Annotated in this window: 23 protein-coding genes and 1 pseudogene; 16 read left to right on the top strand and 8 right to left on the bottom strand. The window is 72.3% G+C overall.

Features of this window, described 5'->3' with window-relative positions; translation table 11 throughout:
• Positions 1 to 71 precede the first annotated feature (71 nt).
• Together WHN02_RS20625 and WHN02_RS20620 are read left to right on the top strand one after the other, a co-directional pair.
• A complete protein-coding gene (locus tag WHN02_RS20625) occupies positions 72 to 1,175 on the top strand; it encodes a ferredoxin reductase (RefSeq protein ID WP_434740343.1) in 1,104 nt (367 codons plus the stop codon).
• 13 nt (positions 1,176 to 1,188) lie between these two features.
• The gene (locus WHN02_RS20620) at positions 1,189 to 2,364 is read left to right on the top strand and encodes a fatty acid desaturase family protein (protein ID WP_434740342.1); all 1,176 of its coding nucleotides are present in this window, start codon (positions 1,189 to 1,191) and stop codon (positions 2,362 to 2,364) included.
• Positions 2,365 to 2,418: 54 nt separating this feature from the next.
• Here WHN02_RS20620 and WHN02_RS20615 read toward each other — a convergent pair whose 3' ends face one another.
• Positions 2,419 to 2,583: a hypothetical protein gene (locus WHN02_RS20615; RefSeq protein WP_434740341.1), complete on the bottom strand. Its 165-nt coding sequence runs from the start codon at positions 2,581 to 2,583 to the stop codon at positions 2,419 to 2,421.
• Between the two features lie 84 nt (positions 2,584 to 2,667).
• Positions 2,668 to 3,381 carry a spermidine synthase gene (locus WHN02_RS20610; RefSeq protein ID WP_434740340.1) on the bottom strand — a complete coding sequence of 238 codons (714 nt, stop codon included), beginning with the start codon at positions 3,379 to 3,381 and terminating at the stop codon, positions 2,668 to 2,670.
• A gap of 191 nt (positions 3,382 to 3,572) precedes the next feature.
• On the opposite strand from WHN02_RS20610, the gene eccB reads away from it, so the two are divergent.
• On the top strand, positions 3,573 to 4,961 hold the full coding sequence (gene eccB, locus WHN02_RS20605) for a type VII secretion protein EccB (RefSeq protein WP_434740339.1): 1,389 nt from the start codon (positions 3,573 to 3,575) through the stop codon (positions 4,959 to 4,961).
• A gap of 12 nt (positions 4,962 to 4,973) precedes the next feature.
• Here the strand turns inward: eccB and WHN02_RS20600 are convergent, their stop codons facing one another.
• Both WHN02_RS20600 and WHN02_RS20595 read right to left on the bottom strand, forming a co-directional pair.
• A complete protein-coding gene (locus WHN02_RS20600) occupies positions 4,974 to 5,579 on the bottom strand; it encodes a class I SAM-dependent methyltransferase (protein WP_434740338.1) in 606 nt (201 codons plus the stop codon).
• 78 nt (positions 5,580 to 5,657) lie between these two features.
• Entirely contained in the window at positions 5,658 to 6,497 is an 840-nt protein-coding gene (locus tag WHN02_RS20595) for a S1 family serine peptidase (RefSeq protein WP_434740337.1), read from the bottom strand.
• A 196-nt stretch (positions 6,498 to 6,693) separates the two neighbouring features.
• Here WHN02_RS20595 and WHN02_RS20590 point away from each other — a divergent pair, with 196 nt between their 5' ends.
• Positions 6,694 to 7,188 carry a type II toxin-antitoxin system PemK/MazF family toxin gene (locus WHN02_RS20590; protein ID WP_434740336.1) on the top strand — a complete coding sequence of 165 codons (495 nt, stop codon included), beginning with the start codon at positions 6,694 to 6,696 and terminating at the stop codon, positions 7,186 to 7,188.
• A 137-nt stretch (positions 7,189 to 7,325) separates the two neighbouring features.
• On the opposite strand, the gene WHN02_RS20585 is transcribed toward WHN02_RS20590, so the two are convergent.
• Positions 7,326 to 7,961 carry a GGDEF domain-containing protein gene (locus tag WHN02_RS20585; RefSeq protein WP_434740335.1) on the bottom strand — a complete coding sequence of 212 codons (636 nt, stop codon included), beginning with the start codon at positions 7,959 to 7,961 and terminating at the stop codon, positions 7,326 to 7,328.
• A 265-nt stretch (positions 7,962 to 8,226) separates the two neighbouring features.
• On the opposite strand from WHN02_RS20585, the gene WHN02_RS20580 reads away from it, so the two are divergent.
• The 6 genes from WHN02_RS20580 to WHN02_RS20555 all read left to right on the top strand — a co-directional run bounded on the left by WHN02_RS20580 (position 8,227) and on the right by WHN02_RS20555 (position 13,635).
• On the top strand, positions 8,227 to 8,466 hold the full coding sequence (locus WHN02_RS20580; RefSeq protein ID WP_350900331.1) for a DUF397 domain-containing protein: 240 nt from the start codon (positions 8,227 to 8,229) through the stop codon (positions 8,464 to 8,466).
• A 144-nt stretch (positions 8,467 to 8,610) separates the two neighbouring features.
• On the top strand, positions 8,611 to 9,495 hold the full coding sequence (locus WHN02_RS20575; protein ID WP_434740334.1) for a helix-turn-helix domain-containing protein: 885 nt from the start codon (positions 8,611 to 8,613) through the stop codon (positions 9,493 to 9,495).
• Between the two features lie 87 nt (positions 9,496 to 9,582).
• Positions 9,583 to 11,148 (top strand): serine/threonine-protein kinase, encoded by a 1,566-nt coding sequence (locus WHN02_RS20570; protein ID WP_434740333.1) that lies wholly within the window; start codon positions 9,583 to 9,585, stop codon positions 11,146 to 11,148.
• Positions 11,149 to 11,276: 128 nt separating this feature from the next.
• Positions 11,277 to 12,131, top strand: a complete 855-nt coding sequence (locus WHN02_RS20565; protein ID WP_434740332.1) for a DedA family protein — start codon at positions 11,277 to 11,279, stop codon at positions 12,129 to 12,131.
• 424 nt (positions 12,132 to 12,555) lie between these two features.
• Positions 12,556 to 13,146 (top strand): hypothetical protein, encoded by a 591-nt coding sequence (locus WHN02_RS20560; protein WP_434744018.1) that lies wholly within the window; start codon positions 12,556 to 12,558, stop codon positions 13,144 to 13,146.
• Positions 13,147 to 13,221: 75 nt separating this feature from the next.
• Entirely contained in the window at positions 13,222 to 13,635 is a 414-nt protein-coding gene (locus WHN02_RS20555) for a protein-tyrosine phosphatase family protein (protein ID WP_434740331.1), read from the top strand.
• Between the two features lie 88 nt (positions 13,636 to 13,723).
• Here the strand turns inward: WHN02_RS20555 and WHN02_RS20550 are convergent, their stop codons facing one another.
• The gene (locus WHN02_RS20550; protein WP_434740330.1) at positions 13,724 to 14,623 is read right to left on the bottom strand and encodes a hypothetical protein; all 900 of its coding nucleotides are present in this window, start codon (positions 14,621 to 14,623) and stop codon (positions 13,724 to 13,726) included.
• Positions 14,624 to 14,999: 376 nt separating this feature from the next.
• On the opposite strand from WHN02_RS20550, the gene WHN02_RS20545 reads away from it, so the two are divergent.
• Positions 15,000 to 16,301: a D-alanyl-D-alanine carboxypeptidase family protein gene (locus WHN02_RS20545; protein WP_434740329.1), complete on the top strand. Its 1,302-nt coding sequence runs from the start codon at positions 15,000 to 15,002 to the stop codon at positions 16,299 to 16,301.
• A gap of 54 nt (positions 16,302 to 16,355) precedes the next feature.
• Here the strand turns inward: WHN02_RS20545 and WHN02_RS20540 are convergent, their stop codons facing one another.
• On the bottom strand, positions 16,356 to 16,544 hold the full coding sequence (locus tag WHN02_RS20540; RefSeq protein WP_434740328.1) for a hypothetical protein: 189 nt from the start codon (positions 16,542 to 16,544) through the stop codon (positions 16,356 to 16,358).
• Positions 16,545 to 16,670: 126 nt separating this feature from the next.
• Between WHN02_RS20540 and WHN02_RS20535 the strand changes: the two genes are divergently transcribed.
• The 5 genes and pseudogenes from WHN02_RS20535 to WHN02_RS20515 all read left to right on the top strand — a co-directional run bounded on the left by WHN02_RS20535 (position 16,671) and on the right by WHN02_RS20515 (position 21,384).
• Positions 16,671 to 17,537, top strand: coding sequence for a M15 family metallopeptidase (locus WHN02_RS20535; protein ID WP_434740327.1), 867 nt, complete (start codon positions 16,671 to 16,673; stop codon positions 17,535 to 17,537).
• Between the two features lie 365 nt (positions 17,538 to 17,902).
• On the top strand, positions 17,903 to 19,102 hold the full coding sequence (locus WHN02_RS20530) for an RtcB family protein (protein ID WP_434740326.1): 1,200 nt from the start codon (positions 17,903 to 17,905) through the stop codon (positions 19,100 to 19,102).
• Between the two features lie 215 nt (positions 19,103 to 19,317).
• Positions 19,318 to 20,004, top strand: coding sequence for a MerR family transcriptional regulator (locus WHN02_RS20525; protein WP_434740325.1), 687 nt, complete (start codon positions 19,318 to 19,320; stop codon positions 20,002 to 20,004).
• Between the two features lie 243 nt (positions 20,005 to 20,247).
• A pseudogene (locus WHN02_RS20520) lies at positions 20,248 to 20,610 on the top strand (snapalysin family zinc-dependent metalloprotease); the annotation flags it as partial.
• Positions 20,587 to 21,384: a S1 family peptidase gene (locus tag WHN02_RS20515; RefSeq protein WP_434744017.1), complete on the top strand. Its 798-nt coding sequence runs from the start codon at positions 20,587 to 20,589 to the stop codon at positions 21,382 to 21,384. The pseudogene WHN02_RS20520 and the gene WHN02_RS20515, both read left to right, overlap by 24 nt.
• Before the next feature lie 65 nt (positions 21,385 to 21,449).
• Here the strand turns inward: WHN02_RS20515 and WHN02_RS20510 are convergent, their stop codons facing one another.
• Positions 21,450 to 21,830: a DUF1622 domain-containing protein gene (locus WHN02_RS20510; protein WP_434740324.1), complete on the bottom strand. Its 381-nt coding sequence runs from the start codon at positions 21,828 to 21,830 to the stop codon at positions 21,450 to 21,452.
• Positions 21,831 to 22,015: the final 185 nt, after the last annotated feature.

The following is a 22,015-nucleotide window of genomic DNA, read 5'->3' as shown; positions in this document are numbered from 1 at the left end:
GAACAAAATGATGCGAGTCGTTCACACCTTCTGGTCAAGATTTTATCCGCAGGAGTAGCCACCCTGGGAATATGACCTCGATGGCGACCCGCCCTCCGACCGGCCCACCGCGCCGGGGCGCCCTGCGCGACCGGCTGCTGCGCATCGCCGGTGCGGTGACCACTCCGCTGCTGCCGGAGGACTACCTCGACCTCGTCGACCCGCTGCGCTCCGGTGCGGCCCTGCGCGGCCGGATCCTCGCCGTGCAGCCGCAGACCCGGGACGCGGCCACCCTGACCATCCGCCCGGGGCGGGGATGGCTCGGCCACCTTCCCGGCCAGTACGTCCGCCTCGGCGTCGACGTCGACGGGGTACGGCAGTGGCGGGCGTACTCGGTGACCTCGGCACCCCGGGAGAGGGTCTCGACCATCGAGGTGACGGTCAAGGCCATCCCGGACGGCGTGGTCAGCAACCACCTGGTCCGCCGGATCCGCCCCGGCACGATCGTCCAGCTCGACCAGGCACAGGGCGACTTCGTCCTGCCCCCCGTCGCACCTGCGGCGATCCTCTTCCTCACCGCCGGCAGCGGGATCACCCCGGTGATGGGGATGCTGCGCTCCGGTGCGTACCGGGACCGCGACGTCGTCCTGGTCCACTGCGCGCCCACCGCCGACGACGTGATCTTCGGCGCGGAGCTGCGGGACCTCGCCGGGCGGGGCGCGATCCGGCTGGTCGAGCGGCACACCGACGCCGCCGGGCAGCTCACCGTCGACGACCTCGCCGTCCTGGTCCCCGACCACCTCGACCGGGAGACCTGGGCCTGCGGCCCGGTCGGTCTCCTGGACGCCGTCGAAGGTCACTGGGCGGCGCACCAGCGCACCGACCGGCTGCACACCGAGCGGTTCCGCCCGACCATCGTCGCCACCGGTGAGGGCGGCGAGGTGACCTTCACCGGGGCGGGGGTGAGCGTCACCTCCGACGGTGCCACCCCGATCCTCGACGCCGCCGAGGCCGCCGGAGTCCTGATGCCCTCGGGCTGCCGGATGGGCATCTGCTACGGCTGCGTGCTGCCCCTGCGCGAGGGAGCGGTCCGGGATTTGCGCGACGGGGCGCTCACCACCGCCGTCCCCGGCGACGGCGTCCTCATCCAGACCTGTGTGTCGGCTGCGGCCGGCGCCTGCGACATCGACCACTGAGGAGTTGGCGGACGTGACCGCGATCCAGAACCAGCCACAGAGCCCGATCGCCCACCTGACCCCTGCCGACGTCGAGCAACTGGGTCGGGAACTCGACGCCATCCGGGAGCAGGTCATCGCGGACCGGGGCGAGCGCGACGCCGCGTACATCCGCAAGGTGGTCGTCACCCAGCGCCGGTTGGAGCTGGGCAGCCGGGCGGTGCTGCTCTTCTCGCTCTTCCCGCCCGCCTGGGTGGTGGGCACCGCGGGCCTGGCCGTGGCCAAGATCCTGGAGAACATGGAGATCGGTCACAACGTCATGCACGGCCAGTGGGACTGGATGCGGGACCCGAAGCTGCACTCCACCACCTGGGAGTGGGACAACGTCTCCCCGGCCGCCCAGTGGAAGCACTCGCACAACGAGCTGCACCACACGTACACCAACGTGATCGGCAAGGACAACGACCTCGGGTACGGCATCATGCGCGTCGACGAGGACCAGCGGTGGCACCCCATGCACCTCGGACAGCCGCTGTGGAACTTCCTCAACGCCTGCTTCTTCGAGTACGGCATCGCCGCGTACGACCTGGAGTTGGGCCGCAACCTCCGCAAGGGCCGCCACCGTGACCCGAAGTTCCGGGCCCGGGTCCGGGCGGTCGGTCGGAAGATCCGTCGACAGGTCCTCAAGGACTACGTGCTGCACCCGCTGCTGTCCGGGCCGTCGTTCCTGTCCACCATGGCCGCCACCTTCACCGCGAACCTGATCCGCAACCTGTGGACCCACTCGGTGATCATGTGCGGGCACTTCCCGTCGGGGGTGCAGACCTTCACCCGACGGTCGATCACCGGGGAGACCCGTGGCGAGTGGTACCTGCGGCAGATGCTCGGGTCGGCCAACATCAGCGGCAGCCGGGCGATGCACATCATGACCGGGAACCTGTCGTTCCAGATCGAGCACCACCTCTTCCCCGACCTGCCCAGCAACAGGTACCAGGAGATCGCCCCGCAGGTACGGGCACTGTTCGACAGGTACGGCCTGACCTACACCACCGGGAACCTGCCCAAGCAGGTCGGCTCCGCCTGGTGGAAGATCATCCGGCTCTCCCTGCCCAACCGGTCCACCCCGGCCGTCGAGCAGACCCCGGTCCCGACCCCGGCGGTCGAGCAGACCCCGGCTCCGACAGCGACCGCGGTCCTCACCCCCGGCTGAGCAGCCACCCGTCCGGTCCGTCGCGCGGTGGTCCGGCAGCCCCGCCGGTACGCCTCAGCGGCGGGCCGTCGACTGTCGGCCCCGCACGAAGGCCAGGACGATCAGCACGACGAACGCGACAGCCCCGATGATGATCAACCAGCGGGCTGCTTCGAGGAGCAGCCCGAGGAGCACCAGCGCCACCGCGACGACGCCGATGACAAGCAGCATTGCCCGCATGTTCCCCTCCTGGCATCCAGCGCCGTCACGTCACCCGTGACCGCCCCACCCCCATTCCCCACTTCCCCACCCCTATGCCCACCGTCAGGTCCGGGCGAGGTAGACGGTGTTCGCCGACTCGCCGCCGGTGAGCGGGTTGGGGAACCGGACGACGTGGGCCTGCCAGGTCGCGAAGACCTCGGCCAGGGCCTCGCCGAACCGGGCGTCGGGCGGGTCGTCGGACCACATCGCGAACACCCCGTCGGGGTGCAGGTGCCGGGCCAGCCTCCGCAGCCCGGCCGGGGTGTAGCAGGAGGCGTGTTCGGGGGAGAGCACGTGGCGGGGGGAGTGGTCGATGTCCAGCAGGACGGCGTGGAAGAGCCGACCCGGTGCCGTCGGGTCGAAGCCGGTCTCGCTCGCGGCGGCGGCGAAGAAGTCCGTCTCGACGAACCGGGTACGGGGGTCGTCGGCCATCCCGGCGCAGAAGGGGAACAGTCCCTGCCGGTGCCATTCGACGACGTCCTCGATCGCCTCCACCACCAGCATCGCGCGTACCCGGGGGTCGGCCAGCACCGTCGAGGCGGTGAAGCCCAGGCCGAGGCCGCCGACGACCACGTCGAGGTCCGCTCCGGCCAGCGCTCCCAGCCCCAACCGGGCCAACTCGATCTCGGCGACCGGGAAGAGGCTGGACATCAGGAACTCGTCGTCGAGCTTGACCTCGTAGACCTCGGTGTCGAGCGCCGGGTCCCACCGGCGTCTCAGGCTGATCTCCCCGAGCGGGGTCTTCCGCCAGGCCAACTCCTGGAACCGTCCACCCACGTCGTCTCCGCCCCTCTGCGCTGTGACCGGTGCGGGCGGGACCCTACCGGCAGTCGGGTCGGCGCAGGCCCTGACGCGCCGCCCGGGAGCACCGCCCGCCGGGCGGTGGTGGGGGTGTGGACACGGAGGGTCCCCGCGCCGTCGACGCAGCGCTTATCCTGTGCGCCGACCGACACGCCGGAAGGGATCCGATGCCGTCGCGGCAGGACCAGCTCCACTCCTACCAGTTCACCGTCCAGCGGGCGGTCGCCGCCCTGGTCATGCGCGACACCGACCCCGCGCAGTCCCCCTTCCGGCGACTCGCGGGGGCCGCGCTGGCCGGGGTCCTGGTCGCCGCGATCGGGTTGGGCGGGTTCGCCCTGTACGGCCTGTTCGCCGGGGGCGGTACGAAGTGGCGGGACCCGGCCGTGGTGATCGTGGAGAAGGAGTCCGGTGCCCGGTTCGTCTACCGGGACGGCAGGCTGCACCCGGTGTCGAACTACCCCTCCGCCCTGCTGATCATCGACACGGAGCAGCCTCGGACCGTACTGGTGTCCCGGCGCTCCATCGAGGGGGTGCCCCGGGGGGTGCCGTTGGGCATCGCCGACGCCCCCGACTCGCTGCCCGCCCCCGGTCGGCTCGCCACCACCGCCTGGACGGTCTGCTCGGTCGCCGGTGACGACGAGGCGGCCACCCCGAGGTCGGCGGTGCTGATCGGGACGGACCCCGGCGGCGGCCGGGCGGCCGGCGACGACGCCGTGCTCCTGGGCCACCCCGACGGCAGCCTCCACCTGCTCTGGCGGGACCGGCGGCACCTGCTCCGGGACACCGACATGGTCCTGGCCGCACTGGCCACCACCCGGGCACGGGCCGTACCCGTCGCTCCGGCGCTGCTCAACACCATCCCGGCCGGGGCGGACCTGGCGCCGCTCACCCTGCCCGGGCTCGGTGAGCCGTCCGAGCGGGTCGCCGACGCCCTGATCGGGGACGTCTACCTGGTCCGCAACTCCGGAGGCGGCGTCCAGTACGCGGTGGTCGACCGGGACGGGCTGGCCGGGATAACCGAGCTGCAGGCCGGTCTGCTGCTGGCCCGGACCGGGCAGGGTGAACCGGAGGCGGTCACCCTGGGCCGGTTCGCGCTGTTGCCGAAGCTGCCCGACCTGACCCCCACCGGCCCGTCCGCCCCGCCGCCCGCCCCGCCCCGCCTGGCCACCCTCGACCACGGCGGGCTGTGTCTGCGCATCGGCGACGACACCGGGATACGCGACGTCCGCCTCGACGCCACCCTCCCGCAGCTCGACGCCGTGCCGAACCCCACCGGCCACCGGGTCCAGGCCGACCACGTCCTGGTCGCCCCGGGACGGGGTGCCGTGGTGGAGGCGGTGGCGGCCCCCGGTGCCGTCGGCGGGACGCTCTGCGTCGTCACCGACCTGGGACGTCGGTACGCGGTGGCCGGCCCCGAGGTGCTCGGGATGCTCGGCTACCGCGACGTGCGGCCGGTCCGGCTCCCCGCCGCGTTGGTGAGTCTGGTGCCGCCGGGCAGCCCTCTCGATCCGACGGCGGCCCGCGCGGTCAGTCGGCCGGGCGAGGCGGGACGGTGAAGGACCGCGCTGTCACCCGGCCGGGCGACGCAGGGCGGTGACGGCGAAGTCGGCGTCCGCCCGCCAGGGGCGCAGGTCCCACGTGGCGAAGCGGTGGTCCCGGCGCAGCCCGGCAGCGTCGGTGTCGGCGTCGAAGTCGTCCAGAAGGTAGCCCCGGCCGGTACCGAACCCGACCACCAGTAGACCGTCGGGGCGCAGGTGCCTGGCGATCCGTTCCAGCACCGCCCGTTCGGTTCCGGGGGCGACGAAGGTCATCACGTTCCCGGCGACCACTGCGGCGTCGAAGGGCTCCGGCTCACCGGCTGCGGGCAGGTCGAGTTCGGCCAGGTCGGCGACGAGCCACCGAGGGCCGGGGTGGTCGGCGCGGGCGGCCTCGACGAGTACCGGGTCGGCGTCCACCCCGACCACCGTGTGCCCCCGGGCGGCCAGGTCGGCCCCCACCCGGCCGGTGCCGCATCCGGCGTCCAGGATCCGGGCGCCCGGTGCGACCATGGCGTCCACCAGCCGGGCCTCCCCGGTCAGGTCCGCGCCCTCGGCGGCCAGCTGACGGAACCGGTCGACGTACCACTGCGAGTGCTCCGGACCGGTGTCGGTGGCCCAGCGAGTCGGGTTGCCCATGCCGTCACGGTAGCCGTCCGGGACCCCGTCCGGCCCGGGCACCCGACCGCACAGCTGGTCCGGCACCTGATTCTCCGGTCAGATGCCGGTCTTGCCGTTGATCCAGAGGCGGTAGGCGCCGGTGTTGGTGAAGACCGAGGGGTAGTTCCCGCTGCAGTTGGAGACGCCCCAGCTCACGATGCCGATGACCCGGCCGTTGCGGGCCAGCGGGCCACCACTGTCCCCCTGGCAGGCGGAGAGTTTCGCGGTCCGGTCGAAGGTGCACAGGTGGTTGGTCAGGTTGACGTTCTGGCCCGGCCAGCGGAGCTGGCACTCGGCGATGAGAAGCACGCTGACGGTGGCGTGCTGGAGGTTGTTCGGGTTGACACCGCCGCCGACGCTTCCCCAGCCGCTCAGGGCCGCGCTGCCCGGGAGGAGTTCCGGCAGGTCGGGCAGGGCGATCGGCTGCACCAGGGGGGTGTAGACGATCGGGGTGCTCACCCTGACCAGCCCGATGTCGTTGGGCAGGCCGGCGGCGTTGCCGTTGTAGTTCTCGTGGCTGATCAGTTGCTGCACCGGATAGGTGGTGCCCACCGGGCTCAGGGTGTTCGATCCGGCCACCACCCGCAGTTGGTGGGCCGAGTTGCCCGTCAGACAGTGTGCTGCGGTCAGTACCCACTGTTGACTGATGATCGACCCGCCGCAGATATGGAACCACCCCTGGGAGGTCTGCTTCTGCAACGAGACCTGGTACGGGTAGGCACCCGCAGGGGCGTCCGTCCCGCCCACCACCTGGGTGACCGGCGGCGGTGCCGGCTGCGCCGAGGCCCCATCCGCCACCGGCTCCGCCGAGGCCGGACCTGCGCCCGCGACCAGCCCGGCCGTCGCCAGCATCCCCGCCATCGCCGCAGCCGCAGCTGTCCGTCCCCACCGGCTCATACCCACTCCTCGGTACGCCACAGCGCCCCCTGGACGGGGCACGACGTCCACGAGTCTGTCGATGTGCACGCTGCGTATCAAGACGTTGACAGTATGTGGTTTCCGTGCGAGCTCGGGGTTGCCCCGTTGGGTCCGGGATGGACCGGTCGTCTGCGTCGACGTCGGGGCCGGGCGGTGGGGTACTAGGCTCCCCGTCGTGGCAGGTCTGTTGAGGAACGTGGCGGCGAGGATCAGTCGGGTGGCCCGGGAGGCGACCCTGCCCCGGCAGCGGGGTGGACCCACCCCGGCCCAGGTGGCCCGCGGCCGCCAGGTGACGGCGCTGCAAGGGCGGGAGCTGACCTACGCCCCGGAGCCGGACGGCCAGGCCGACCCGGGTGAGGTGGTGTGGACCTGGGTGCCGTACGAGGACGACCCCAAGCAGGGCAAGGACCGCCCCGTCCTGGTGGTGGGGCGACACAGCCGTACCCTCTTCGGCCTGATGCTCTCCAGTCAGGGCGACCGGGACGGGCAGCGGCACTGGCTGGCCCTGGGGCCGGGGGAGTGGGACCGGGACAACCGGCCCAGCTGGGTCCGCCTGGACCGGGTCCTGACGATGCGGGAGGACGGCATCCGGCGGGAGGGGGCGGTGCTGGACCGGGCCCGTTTCGACAGGGTGGCAGCCGCCCTGCGGGCCGGGTACGGCTGGCGCTGACCCCTGTCCACCGGGCGGCGCACCCTCGGCCCGGTCACCACGTCCTCGGCCCGGTCACCACGTCCTCGGTCCGTGACCGGCGGGGCCGGTCGGGTCGTCGGGACCCGGCGGCCCTGGGAACTGAGTAGTTCGGGGTCTCAGTAGTCGGCGACGAGCTGCCGGGCGGATCGGGTGCTGGTCAGGCCCTTGGCCCGGTACATCTCCGCGTCGGCCTGGCAGAGCGCCTCGGCGAGCTGTTTGGGGCAGGTGACCGGTGCCAGTCCGACCGAGGCGGTGACCCGGAGGGTGAGGGTGCCGAGCTGGATCGGCGCGGCCATCATCTCGCTGAGCCGCCGCGCCGAGTGGTCGATCCACCGGCGGTCCAGGGTGGGGCTGGCGAGCAGCCCGGCGAACTCGTCGCCGCCGAGTCGGGCGACGAGGTTCTCGCCGGCGAAGGCGGCGAGCCGTTGGGCGACGCTGATCAGCACGTGGTCGCCGACGGCGTGCCCGTAGCTGTCGTTGATCTGTTTGAAGTCGTCGAGGTCGAGGACGACGGCGACCAGGGGTTTGCCCTCGGCGTCGGTGAGCAGGGTGGCGGCCAGCCGGTAGAACGCCCGCCGGTTGGGTAGCCCGGTGAGCGGGTCGTGGCTGGCGGCGTGTCTCTCGGCGGTCAACTCGGCCTGCAAGTGCGCGATCTCCGCCTCGGCGCGTAGGGCCCGGCGGTGTAGTTGCCAGGCCGAGACGAGCGCCCCGACGGCGGAGATGCCGGACGCGACGGTCAATGGATCCGGCACGTGCCCCTCCCATCACCGCAGCTCGGTCCGGCCGCGGCAGGGCAGACGAGGCGCCTCCGCCGGGCCATTGTTTTCCCTGGTCAGAACTCGTGGTGCAGTAACTCAAAGTGAACGGATGTTCACACCCGCTCCTGCGATATCATGCTCGCTGTCCATTGCAGATGCAATAGCAGATGCACGTGCATTTTGAGTTCAGTCGCCACCGCACCGCTCGCCGACTCCGCTCCTCCCCGGTACCGGCGGCCGGTTGAGAGAAAGACGCCCCATGCAGCAACCACAGAACGGCGTTCCCACCAGCCAGCTCCCACCACTGAGGTGGCAGAAGAGCCGGCGCAGCAACCCGAGTGGTAACTGTGTCGAAATCGCGGAACTGCCGGGTGGAGCCGGCATCGCTGTGCGTAACTCCCGGCATCCGGAGGGGCCGGCCCTGATCTACACAGTGGACGAGATCACCGCATTCGTGCTCGGTGCCCGGGACGGCGACTTCGACCACCTGATCACCTGAGGTGGTCGACCGCTCACCCATGGTCCCGTAGGCGGGACTTGATTGATCGGCCCCGGGGAGTTCTCCTCACCGTCGGTCCATGGCATGCTTACTCGTCGGCCGGGCCGGGGTCCGGTCGACGAGTAGCAGGTGGAGGGGCGGCACGTGACGATGGTTCCAGCCGAGGGCGGTCCCGCGACCGGCCCGACCGTGCTGCGGATGCTGCTCGGGGCGCAGCTGCGTCGGCTGCGCGAAAGCTGCGGGGTGACTCGTGAAGGAGCCGGTTGGGAGATCCGTGCCTCCGAGTCCAAGATCAGCCGGATGGAGCTCGGACGGGTCGGATTCAAGGAACGCGACGTGGCAGATCTGCTCACCCTCTACGGCGTCACCGACGTCAAGGAACGTGACACTCTGCTGAAGCTGGCCCGGGACGCCAACAACCCGGGCTGGTGGCACCGGTTCGGCGACGTCCTGCCCACGTGGTTCCAGTCCTACCTGGGCCTGGAGGCGGCGGCCGCCCTGATCCGCAGCTACGAGGTCCAGTTCGTACCCGGGCTGCTCCAGACCCGTGACTACGCCCGGGCGGTGGTGCAGCTCGGCCACCGACGGGCCCGACCGGACGAGCTGGACCGCCGGGTCGACCTGCGGATACACCGCCAGGAACTGCTCCGCCGGCCCGGCCCGCCCCACCTGTGGGCGGTGGTCGACGAGGCGGCGCTCCGGCGCCCCATCGGTGGGGCCGAGGTGATGCGGGGCCAGCTCACCGCGCTGATCGAGGCCACCCGCACCCCACACATCCGGGTACAGGTCATTCCCTTCGACGCCGGAGGGCACGCCGCCGCCGGTGGGGCCTTCACCATCCTGCGCTTCGGCGACCAGGACCTGCCCGACATCGTCTACATCGAACAGCTGACCAGCGCCATCTACCTCGACAAGCGGGAGGACCTCGACTTCTACGCGGTGGCCATGGAACGGCTCTGCGTCGAGGCCGAGCCGCCGGAGCGTACCCCGGAGATCCTCACCCGGATCATCGACGAGCTGTACAGCTGAGCGTCCGCACCGCCTCGGCGTGCCCGGGTGGTTATGAGCAAGCTGTGACTGGTGGGTGCCGAACCCGACAGGCAGACTGGGTCCATCATGTCGCCGTTCACCCCCGCCCTGCGACTGCACGGCCGCTACATCCTCCGGGAACGTATCGGTCTCGGTGGGATGTCCGAGGTCTGGCGAGCCGAGGACGAGGTGCTGGGCCGACCCGTCGCGGTCAAGGCCCTCGTCGCCCGGTTCGCCGCCGACCCGCACCTGAGAGCCACCATCCAGCGGGAGGCCCGCGCCGCCGCCCGGCTCACCCACCCTTACGTGACCCACGTGTACGACTACGGCGAGGCGACCCTCACCGACGGGGTCGTGGTGCCGTACCTGGTCATGGAGCTGGTCGCCGGGGAGAACCTCGCCCACCGGCTCACCTCGGGGCCCCTGCCCTGGCCGGAGGCGGCCCGGACGGTCGGTGAGGTGGCCGCCGCCCTGGCCGCGGCACACCGGATCGGGGTGGTGCACCGCGACGTCAAACCCGGCAACGTCATGCTCACCGAGACCGGGGCGAAGGTGCTCGACTTCGGCATCGCCGCCCTCGCCGGACCACACCCGTCGACCGGGCGCGCCGGTGACACCCTCCTGATCGGCACCCCCGCCTACACCGCGCCGGAGCGCCTCGCACCCGGCCCGGCAGACCCGGCCAGCGACGTGTACGCCCTCGGCGCGCTGCTCTACCGCGCGGTGACCGGCCGTACGCCGCTGCGGGTGCGGACCTTCGCCGAGGCGGTCGAGGCGTACGAGCGGGGGGACCCGGTGCCCCCACCGGACGTGCCCGGTCTCCCCACCGACCTGGTGGCGCTCACCCTGGCCTGCCTGGCCACCGACCCGACCCGGCGGCCCACCGCCGCCCGGGTGGCCGAACGCCTCGGGGCCGGCCGACCGGCCGACCCGCAGGTCGGCGCCACCGTCGCGATACCGACCGCGCTGCTGCCGGCGGTGGCGGCACAGGCCCAGCCGCCGACGCTCGTCGACCGGGACACCCCACCGGTGGGCGCCCGGGCCGACCGGCGGCTGGTCGGCGCGCGACCGGCGGGACATCCCGGGGGGACCCGGCGGGGCCGACGGGGCAGGGGTGTGGTGGGCGGGCTGGTCCTCGGGGTCCTGGTGCTGCTCGCCGGGGTGATGGGAGTCCTCGCCTCCGGCGGCGACCCCCGGCAGCTCCCGGCGGAGGCGACTGCTCCGGTCGACGCCTCGGCCGCCGTCCCACCGGTGACCACCGCCCCGCCGCCGACGCCCACCCCGACCGGCTCCCGGTCCCCGACCCGGTCGCCCCCACCGGCCCCGGCCCCGACGACCACCGCACCCGACCTTCCGGCCACCGCCCGCGCGGTGGTCACCGAGTTCCTGGCCGTCCTGTTCCGGGCGCAGCTCGCCGGTGACATCGACGGGCGGGCCGCCGAGGAGTTGCGGGACCGTCTGACCAAACTGGTCGCCAGCAAGCCCAAGGACGTCGACGCACGCGTCGAGGACCTGACCGAGCGGATCGGACGGGAGATGGACCGGGACCGCCTCGCCGAGGAGACCGGCGAGCGCCTCAGCGACCTGGTGACCGCCTACGGAGAACTGCGTGGGGGAGGCGACGACGACGATGACGACGATGACGACGACTGATCGACAGCACCGGACCGGAGCCCGGTCGCCAGGCGACGACGTCGAGTGTGTGGACCCCACCCCGGATCCGGCCGGGCGAGGGTGCCCCCGCCATGCCGGCTCTCAGGAAACGTCAATACGGTAGGCGCATGATCAGTGGTTGGCAGTTGCTGGCGGCCGACGGCGGGAGTGGGCCGCCGTCCGGCGGTATCACCGGGTACGTCGTCGGCCTGATGGAGAAGCTCGGCGGCCCCGGGGCCGGCCTCGCGGTGGCGTTGGAGAACCTCTTCCCACCGATCCCGAGCGAGATCATCCTGCCGTTGGCCGGTTTCACCGCGAGCCAGGGCCGGATGAGCCTGTTCGGGGCGATCGCCTGGACGACCCTGGGAGCGGTCGTCGGTGCGCTCGCGCTGTACTACATCGGTGCCGCGCTCGGGCGGGACCGGATGCGGGCGATCGCCGAGAAGATGCCGTTGATCAAGCTCTCCGACGTGGACCGCACCGAGGCGTGGTTCATCAAGCACGGCAAGAAGGCCGTCTTCTTCGGCCGGATGATCCCCATCTTCCGGAGCCTGATCTCGATCCCGGCCGGCGTGGAGCGGATGCCGATCGGCACCTTCCTGCTCTACACCACCGCCGGCAGCCTGATCTGGAACACCATCTTCGTCCTCGCCGGCTACTTCCTCGGCGAGAACTGGCACCTGGTGGAGACGTACGCCGGGTTCTTCCAGAAGGCGGTCATCGTGGTCTGCGGGGCCGCTGCCGTCTGGTTCGTGGTGAGTCGGATCCGTCGGTCCCGGCGGGGCGACGACGACCCTGCGGTCGACGCCGGGGTGGAGTCCGCCGCCGACGGCGGCTTCTTCGGCGACCTCGCCCCCGGTTCCGGGTCGGTGCCGCACCCGGAGGGCGGATCCCCGGCGGGTACGCCTCCCACCGGGACCGTCTACCGCAGCAACTGGGCGGCCTCCGGGGACGATCCGCCGAACGCCTGGCCCGGCCGCTGACCCCGACGGCGCCGGTCGACCCCGACGGGGCCGACCGGCGCCGTCGTCGTCGGTGTGGGTGGCGGTGCGGGTGTGGGCTGATCGTCCGGTTCGATGCCGGTCGGGGCTGCCCTGATGAGTCGATTGTCCGGTTCTGCGGTGTGGTCGGGGGCACTCGGGGGGTGGAATGGCGGCGGGGGTGGAGTCGTTACACCCTCCGTACGACCGAGTGGCACCGGCCGGTGGTGAGCAGCCTGCGGGTCGGGCCGGTGGACCCGGGAATGACTGTGGGTCGGCGGTCGTTGGACATGGACCCGGCGAGGTGAGCGTGGCTCCCCGCCCGGGTTTCCTCTTTTGATCTTTTCCCCTTTTTTCGTTGGGCGCCTGACGGTGTCCGCATCTGCCCTGTGGGTGGGTGTCGTTCCCCCGGATGGAGCTGTCGATGATGAACTCGGTGCTGCGCAAGAGTGTTCTGGGTGTTGCTGGTCTGGCGTTCGCGGGTGGTCTGGCGGCGGGTCCGTTGAATCATCAGGAGCCGGTTGCGGTCGGTGGTGTGGATGCGGTGGCGGTGGCGCAGGCCCGGTCGGTGGATGAGGGTCGGTTGTTGCCGCATGGTGAGCCGTCGGGTCAGTCGCGGATCGATCTGGGCGGTGAGCAGGTGGAGAACACGCGGGCGATCATCGCGGCGACGAAGAAGGCCGGGATGGACGAGCGTGCGGCGGTGGTGGCGATCGCCACGGCGTTGCAGGAGTCGAAGTTGGAGAATCTGGGTCATCTGGGTGACCGTAACGATCATGATTCGCAGGGTCTGTTCCAGCAGCGTCCGTCGAGTGGTTGGGGGACGGTGGAGCAGATCACGGATCCGGAGTATTCGACGACGGCGTTCCTGAGGGGTCTGGCGCAGGTCGACGGTTGGGAGGAGATGTCGTTGACGCGGGCTGCGCAGACGGTGCAGGTGTCGGCGTTCCCGGATCATTACGCGCAGTGGGAGAAGCTGGCTGCTGATCTGGTGGCCGAGCACTGGAACGAGAGCTGACCCGGATCGTGTTCTGTCGCCGGCCGGTGTCCTTCGGGACACCGGCCGGCGACGTCTGCGGTGCAGAATCATCCGGTGACCCAGACGTGGACGGATCAGACGGGGATCGTCGTCCTCCCCGGTGGAGCGTCGGTACGCGGTCGGCGGGCGGGCGACCCGGCCAGCCTCGCCGACTTCGCCCTGCTCCTCGTGCCGGGGCCGGTGCCGGACTGGCCGCATCGGCGGATCCGGTGGCCCGACTTCTGGGTGCCCACCGACCGGGCCGACGCGCTCGACGCCCTCCGGGAAGGACTCCGACGTGCCGTCGCGGGGGAGCGGGTCGAGGTCTGTTGCCGGGGCGGCATCGGCCGGACCGGCACCGCCCTGGCCGCCCTCGCCGTCCTCGACGGGCTGCCCGACCGGCAGGCGGTCGACTGGGTCCGGACCCACTACCACCCGAAGGCGGTGGAGACTCCCTGGCAGCGGCGGTGGTTACGCCGGCTGACCTGAACCCGGGGCGTCCCGGAAACGGCGCGGCGGGCGGCCCCCGTCCGGGTGCCGCCCGCCGCCGTCCCCGCCCGGGACGTCAGTGGACCGGTCAGTTCAAGCCGCAGGGAGCAAGTTCCAGCGGCGGGGTGGGACGGTCCCCGGTCACCCGACCGATGTTCGTGGCGATGCGGTTGATGACGGCGATCCGCCGGTCCTCCAGGGGCCCGAGGATGGCGTTCTGGATGAAGGCGGGTCCGCCCTGGGGGTTGGCCGCGAGTTCGGCGAGGCGGTTGTCGGCCTCGTTGATCTGCTGCCGAAGGTTGGCGAACTCGGCGTCCACACCCGCCCGGGCGGCGGCGGGGACGTTCGGGAACCGGCCCTCGACGTCCGGGCAGTTCACCGTCCGCGCCCCGGTCTGACCGCCGTTGCCGTTGCCGTTCCCGGCACCGGCGTTCCCGTTGCCGCCGTTGCCGTTACCACCGGCGTTCCCGTTCCCGTTCCCGTTGCCGCCGTTGCCGTTCCCGCCGTTGCCGGCGTCGTCCCCGGGGGCGGCGGTGTCGTCGTCAGCGGGGGCGTCCGCGCCGACGCCGCACCGGGCGAGCCGGTCGAGGCCTTCCGGAGCGGCGGCGCCGACCCGGTCGAAACTGATCCGGATACGGTCCAGAGCGGCGATCCGCTTGCTCTCCAGGGGCCCGAGGATGGCGAGCTGGACGAAGTTCGGTCCGCCCTGGGGGTTGACAGCGAGTTCGGCGAGACGGGCGTCGGCCTCGTCGATCTGCTTGGCGAGGGCGGCCAGTTCCCGGTCGACGTCGGCCCGTGCGGCAGCGGGTACCGCCGGGAGTCGACCGGCGACGTCCGGGCAGTTCACGGTCTGCGCCCCGGCGGTGGTGCTCCGGCCGGCGTCGTCGTCGGCGGAGGCCAGCGACAGTCCCGCACCGATCAGCAACGCCGCACAGGCACCGACACCGGCGATCTTCAGGACCCCGTTCCGCTTCGTACGACTGGCCATGTACCTCTCCTTCGATCGAATCCTCGGGAAACGCCGGGTCCGACGGGCGGACGTCGACGAGAAATGCGTCGCAGTGTGTCTGGTGAAAGGAGTGGAGCCGCCATCGGATATGGCGGACACGAATACGGCAGATGTCGACACGGCCCCTGTCGACCTGCTGTTCCGAATGTCTTCGAGTACGCTTCGACGGGAATCGACACCCGGTTCTTCGTCCTTTCGCCGATCAATACGGGAACCGGCGTGGGAGCGGTTCAACGGTGCCCGAGAATTTTTTTCCGGACCGTCCGGCCGGGCGGCCGGAGAGCGGCGGCGAGGGGTGTACGGGGCACACTCCGGGTCCCCGGTGGACGTGCCGTGGCCGCTAGGGTCACCTCCCATGAAGGTCCGGCTTCCCCTCGCCATGCTGGCCGCCGTCCTGCTGCCCGCCGCCGGTCCCGTGCTCGCCGTACCTGCGGGTGCGGCGGTGGCAGACGACGCACCGTCGGCCGGCCCCGCCGCCGGTCCGGTGCTGCCCTGCCCCCGGGCGGTGGCGCCGAAGGTCACCCGGTCGCCCCGGCCGACCCCACCGCCGGTGGTGCCGCAGCACCGGACGGTGGGCGGAGCGGCGCTGGCCACCGCCGGTCTGGTGGCACCGCCCGGTGCGCCGTCGCCACCGGCGGTGACCGCGACGTCGTGGGTGGTGGCCGACCTGGACAGTGGGGCGGTCCTCGGCGGGTGCGGGCCCCACGAGTCCGCCACCCCGGCGAGCGTCCAGAAGCTCCTGTTGGCGGCCACCATGCTGCCGAGACTGGATCCCGACCAGGTAGTCACCGCCACCGAGGCCGACCTCGACATCGCCGCCGGGTCCTCGGCGGTGGGCCTGGTGGTGGGGGGTCGTTACCGGGTGGAGACGGTCTGGCTCGGCCTGCTGTTCAACTCCGGCAACGAGGCGGCGAACCTGCTGGCCCGCCTCGGTGGCGGGGCGGACGGGGCAGCCGGTGGGGTACGGGCGATGAACGAGGAGGCCCTCCGGCTGGGGGCGTTGCAGACGCATGCGGTGACCCCGTCGGGGCTGGACGGCCCCGGGCAGTTCACCAGCGCGTACGACCTGGCTCTGATCGCCCGGGCCTGCTTCGCCCAGCCCACCTTCGCCCGGTACGCGCGAGCCGAGCAGGCCCGGATTCCGGCCCAGCCCGCCCTGAAGGTCAGAGGATTCCAGATCCAGAACGACAACCAGCTCATCTACCGGTACCCGGGTGCGCTGGGCGGGAAGACCGGCTTCACCGACTACGCCCGGCACACCTACGTCGGGGCGGCCGAGCGTGGGGGTCGGCGGCTCGTGGTCAGCCTCCTCGGGGCCGAGCCCCGGCCGATGCGGGGTTGGGAACAGGGGGCCGCCCTGCTCGACTGGGGTTTCGCACTGCCCCGTACCGCCGCCGTCGGTCGGCTGGTCGAGCCGGGGGAGTTGACTGCCACCCCGCCCGTCGCCGTCGCCGACCCGAGTCCGTCACCGGTGGACACCGGTGCCGGGGCCGACGCGGTGGTCGGGCCGGCCATGGCCCGCCCGGCCCGGGACCAGACGCCGGCCGGTGTCGCCCCGGTGACCCTGGTGGTCCTGCTCGGCGGGGTCACGATCCTGACGGCGACCGGGGGCCTGCTGCTGGTACGACGTCGTCTCCACCGTCGCCGATCGGGTTGAGGTACGGCGGAGGGCGGGTCGGTTCCGCCACCGACCCGCCCTCCGCCGTGCGGGTCACAGGTCCGCCGACTGCTCCCCGCTCGGGTCCTCACCGGCGGCGCGCGCCCGGTCGGCTTCGACGTCCGCCCGGCCGACCGGTACGCCGTCGTCGACCGCCGGTGCCGTCAGGTCGGGATCGGCCATGTCTGCGGGAAGCTGTCCGGCGGCGGCCAGCCCCACCGGCACGTACCTGGGGTCGCTCATGGTCTCCTCCTCATCGACGTCTGCCGGTTTCCGATACCCGTCCGACCGGACCGCCACACCTGCCCGGCTGCGGCGGCATCCCACGACCGGCCGTCGGGACACCGGGAACCCGGCTAGCGTGAGCGGGTGAGCACCGTGGCCACCCGGGGCGTCCGTGCCGGTTCGTGGTCGGCCCTGTCAGTGCTGGCGGCGACAGTCGTCCTCCTCCCCGCCGCCTGCCACCGGCCGCCGTCCCCGGCCCCGTCGCCGCCCGCCCCGCAGGCCCCGGCCGACGTGGTCGTCCTCGGCGACGTCGACCCGACGATCCGCACCGACATCCGGTACGCGACCGAGCGCAACTTCGTCGGTCGCCCGTTGGAGGGTTACCGGGAACCGTTGTGCCTGCTCACCCGGGCGGCTGCCGACGCACTCCGTCGGGTGCAGGCCGCCGCGCTCACCCACGGTCACACAGTGAAGGTGTACGACTGTTACCGCCCCGGCAGCGCCGCCGACGACATCCTCCGGTGGGCTCGGGACCCGGGCGAAACACCGACCGGTCGGACGTACCACCCCCGGTTGTCGAAGTCGGACCTCTTCGCCCAGGGCTACCTGGCCGCCCCGACCGCCCACAGCCGAGGCAGCACGGTGGACCTGACCCTGGTCCGCCTCCCCACGTCCTCCCCGCCGCCTGTGTCCCCCGCCCCGGCAGCGCCGTCCGCGTCGGGCCGGGGGTCGGGTGCCGGCGCGGGGGCGTGTACCGCGCCCCGTGCTCAGCGGTCGGCCGACGACAGCGTCGACATGGGAACCGGCTTCGACTGTTTCGACCCGCTGTCGGCCACCGACGCGGCGGCGATCCCCGCGGTGGCGCGGGAGAACCGGGCACTGCTGCTGCGGCTGATGACCGAGGGCGGGTTCGTCAACTATCCCCGGGAGTGGTGGCACTACCGCCTCTCCGACGAGCCCTACCCGGACACCTACTTCGACTTCCCGGTCAGCCGGGCGGCGGTCCGCTGATAACACCGTTGCGGGGGTGTGCGGCCCCACCTACTGTTGATCAGCACCGTCCGTTCGAGCGCCTGGGGGAGGCCGCCGTGTCGCAGTGCATCCGCACCGACGAGCGGCCCGTCCTGTCCGGCGCCGGTCCACGGGACGCCCGTCGAGGGCGACAACCGGGCGGACCGACCTACCGACCGGGATCCCCCCGACGCACCGGGGAACCCGACCCGTACGCGGGGTGCCGGGGCGCATAGCGCCCACCCGTCACCGTCGACCGCCCCGATCCGCGAGGACCGGGTGGGCGGTCTCACCTCCCGGCACGACCGGGATCCGTTCGTCACCAGCCGCCGGTGTCCGAGGCGGCACCATCCGAGGAGGAGATCATGAGTTTCACCGAGCTGCCGGGGACCCGGGCTCCCGTACGGGTCTGGACCGACCCGTACGGCATCGAGCCGCAGGCCGCCCGGCAGCTGCGCAACATCGGCGCGCTGCCCTGGGTGCAGGGGGTCGCGGTGATGCCGGACGTGCACTTCGGCAAGGGGGCCACCGTCGGGTCGGTGATCGCGATGCGGCAGGCGGTGTCCCCGGCGGCCGTCGGCGTGGACATCGGCTGCGGCATGTCCGCCGTCCGGACCTCGCTGACCGCGGTCGACCTGCCCGACGACCTCGGCCCGCTGCGGCGTGCCATCGAGTCGGCGATCCCGGTCGGGTTCTCCATGCACGCCGACGCCGTCGACCCGCGCCGGGTCCGGGGCCTGGAGCAGGGCGGTTGGGGTGACTTCTGGCAGCGGTTCGGCACCCTCGACCGCCGGGTGGCGCAGCTGGAGACCCGGGCCCGTCGCCAGCTGGGCACGCTGGGTGGGGGGAACCACTTCATCGAGGTCTGCCTGGAGTCGGGGGGCGCCGACGACGGTCGGGTCTGGCTGATGCTGCACTCCGGGTCGCGCAACATCGGCAAGGAGCTGGCCGAGCGGCACATGGCGGTGGCCCGGGGGCTGCCGCACAACGCCGACCTGCCCGACCGGGACCTGGCGGTCTTCCTCACCGGCACCCCGGAGATGGACGCCTACCGGCGGGACCTGTGGTGGGCGCAGGAGTACGCCCGGCGCAACCGGGCGGTGATGCTGGCGCTGCTGGGCAACGTGGTGCGGGAACACTTCCCGCAGGTCGGGTTCGACGAGCCGATCTCCGCGCACCACAACTACGTCGCCGAGGAGACCTTCGGTGGCGAGGAGGTGCTGGTGACCCGCAAGGGCGCGATCCGGGCCGGACGGGGGGACCTGGGCGTCATCCCCGGTTCGATGGGCACCGGGTCGTACATCGTGCGGGGGAAGGGCAACCCGGACGCGTACTGTTCGGCGTCGCACGGCGCCGGGCGTCGGATGTCGCGGGGGCAGGCCAAGCGGACGTTCAGCACCGCCGACCTGGTGGCGCAGACCGCCGGGGTGGAGTGCCGCAAGGACGCCGGGGTGGTCGACGAGATCCCCGGGGCGTACAAGGACATCACCGAGGTGATGGCGCAGCAGGACGACCTGGTGGAGGTCGTGGCGCACCTCAGGCAGGTGGTGTGCGTCAAGGGTTGACCGTCCTCCCGGTGGCTCGCCCGGGGCGGTGCGTCGGCTCCGCCCGCGAGGTGCCGGACCCCGACCCGGGTGAGGTGTGGTCCGGGTCGCGGGGTCCGGCGTCCCTCGGGTGGTGACCGGCCTCGCCGGCCGCGCTATCGTGGGTCACCCCTGTTGAGGCTTTCCGGTCGTGGTGCAGGGGTTACGGGGTGTTACCTTCAAGAGCAGGTGAGTACATGCGGCCGATCGACCTGGCCCGGGAGCACGGGTTGTCGACCCAGGCGGTGCGCAACTACGAAGAGGTGGGCATCCTGCCGCCGGCGCAGCGCACCTCGTCCGGCTACCGCCGTTACACCCCTCGGCACGTCCAGGCGCTGCGGGCCTTCGTCGCCCTGATCCCGGCCCACGGGCACGCCGACGCCACGTCGATCATGCAGGCGGTCAACCAGGGTCGGGTCGACGCGGCGCTGGCGCTCGTCGACCGGGGACACGTCCGGCTGCACACCGACCGGTTGACGCTCGACGCGGTGACCGAGGCGCTGGCCGGGTTGGTCGACGCCACGGGGGCGACCGACGAGCCGGTGTCGGTCGGGGTTCTCGCCCACCAGCTCGGGCTCCGTCCGACGACGCTGCGGCGGTGGGAGCGGGCGGGGGTGCTGCGACCACCCCGCGAGGCGGGTACCGGGTACCGGACCTACGCCCCGGCCGACGTCCGCGACGCCCACCTGGCCCACCAGCTGCGGCGGGGTGGGTACCGGCTGGAACAGATCGCCGAGGTGGTGGAGCGGGTGCGGTCGGCCGGGGGTGTGGCGCCGCTGCAGGCCACCCTGGCGGACTGGCGGTCCCGTCTGGACGGGCGGGGTCGGGCCAAGCTCACCGCCGCGGCGGCCCTCCAGCGCTACCTGACCGAAGCCGGCCACTGACCGGACCCGGGTCGGTAGACCGGACCCGCGACAGCCGGCCGCCGACCGGACCTGCGCCGCGCCGGTCTGGCCAGGTATGACAGAAACAGTATTCGACAGTCGGATGCTGACACACATAGCATCAGCGCACATCGATGCGCAGGGGCACGTGCCGCTGCGGGACCGAGGGAGTGCGCGATGGTGCGACGACATCTGCTGCGGGTGGCGACAGCCGTGGCCGCGGCGGTGCTGGCGACGACCGGCCTGCAGGCCGTCACCGGCGCGACGGCTTCGGCCGCCGCCCGGACCGTCTACTACGACGCCAGCCGGGCCGGAGAGTTCCGGACCAACTTCGACGCGGCGGCCCGGATCTGGAACAGCTCGGTCACCAACGTCCAGCTGGTGGCCCGTACGCCGGGCAACGTCACGATCTACGTCGACAACGGCTGGCCGCGCGCCCAGGTCACCGGGCTCGGCTCCGGTCGGGTGTGGATGGGCTGGGAGGCGGTCAACCAGGGGTACGACCGGACCCGGATCGCCACCCACGAACTCGGACACATCCTCGGTCTGCCCGACCGGCGTACCGGACTGTGTACCGACCTGATGTCCGGCAGCAGCGCCCCGGTCTCCTGCCGTAACGCCAACCCCAGCGCCGCCGAGGCCGCTCAGGTCAACCGCCTCTTCGCCGGCAGCACCGCAGCCTCCTCGCAGGTCGCCCGGACCTACACCTGGACCGGCGCCGAGCCCGACGACGCGGTGACGCCGATGGTCGTCGGCGGCCGACCGGCCACCGAGAACTACCCCTTCATGGTGTACGTCTCCGGCTGCACCGGCTCGCTGATCAAGGCGAACTGGGCGGTCACCGCCAAGCACTGCGGCACCCCCGCCTCGGTCCGGGTGGGCAGCGTGAACCGGACCAGCGGCGGCACGGTGGTGAGCGTGGTCCGGGCGGTCAACCACCCGACCATCGACGTCAAGCTGCTGCAACTGGGCAGCTCCGTCAGCTACGCCCCGGCCCCGATCCCGACCGCGTCCGGGGCCGTCGGCACCGCCACCCGGATCATCGGATGGGGCCAGACCTGCGCCCCGCGTGGCTGCGGACCGGCCCCTGCCGTCGCGAACGAGCTGGACACCTCGATCGTCGCGGACACCCGGTGCCTGGGCATCAACGCCCCGTACGAGATCTGCACCAACAACACCAACGGCAACTCGGGAGCCTGCTACGGCGACTCCGGTGGACCGCAGGTGCGCCGGATCAACGGGGCGTGGAGCCTGATCGGTGTCACCAGCCGGGCCGGGAACAACAACTCGACCTGCGCCACCGGTCCCTCCATCTACGGTGACCTGTCGTCGATCCGCTCCTGGGTCAACACCCAGGTCGGTGGCCTGCCGGTCGCCTGACCGCCCGCCCCTTCCCCTCCGACGGGGGACGCCGACCCGGTGTCCCCCGTCGGCCCCTGCGCCCCTCAGGTGGCTGTCGTCGCGGCCCGGTCACCGGCCCCGGCCCGTCTCGACTGCCACGGCCAGCGTCCGGTCAGCTCCACCTCCAGCGAGAGGCTGAGGAACGTCCGGACCACGACGATCAGCGCCAGGACCCCCACCCCGCGAAACGTCGGGGCGACCGCCACGGTCCGGATGATGTCCCCGGCGACCAGGAGCTCCAACCCCAGCAGGATCGCCCGGCCCACCCCCTGCCGGTACGACCGGTAGGCGTCGGTCAGCTGCCGGGTGCGCGCGTACCGGGTCAGGAAGACCCCCGAGGCCACGAGTACGCCGACGGCGATGACGAGCACCCCGGCGAGGTCCAGCAGGCCCCCGACCCGCTCGACGACCTGCTGTGTCGACATCGCCACCCCCGTGCTCCGACCGGCCGGGACCGTGGGGGTCGGCCCCGCGGACCCCGTGCGCTCGGTCGGGGCCGGTCGTCCACCGGCGCACCCACCATCGCGCATCGGCCCGGTCGGTCCGCCCTGTTTCGCGAATTCCCCGCAGTCCGGGGTGCCGAACGTCGGCTACGGGTCACCACGGACAC

The sequence above is a fragment of the Micromonospora sp. SH-82 genome (genome assembly GCF_051132485.1).
Taxonomy (GTDB): Bacteria; Actinomycetota; Actinomycetes; order Mycobacteriales; family Micromonosporaceae; genus Micromonospora.
The sequence above is the reverse complement of the archived record's forward strand: the minus strand, read 5'-3'. Positions and strand labels throughout refer to the sequence as shown.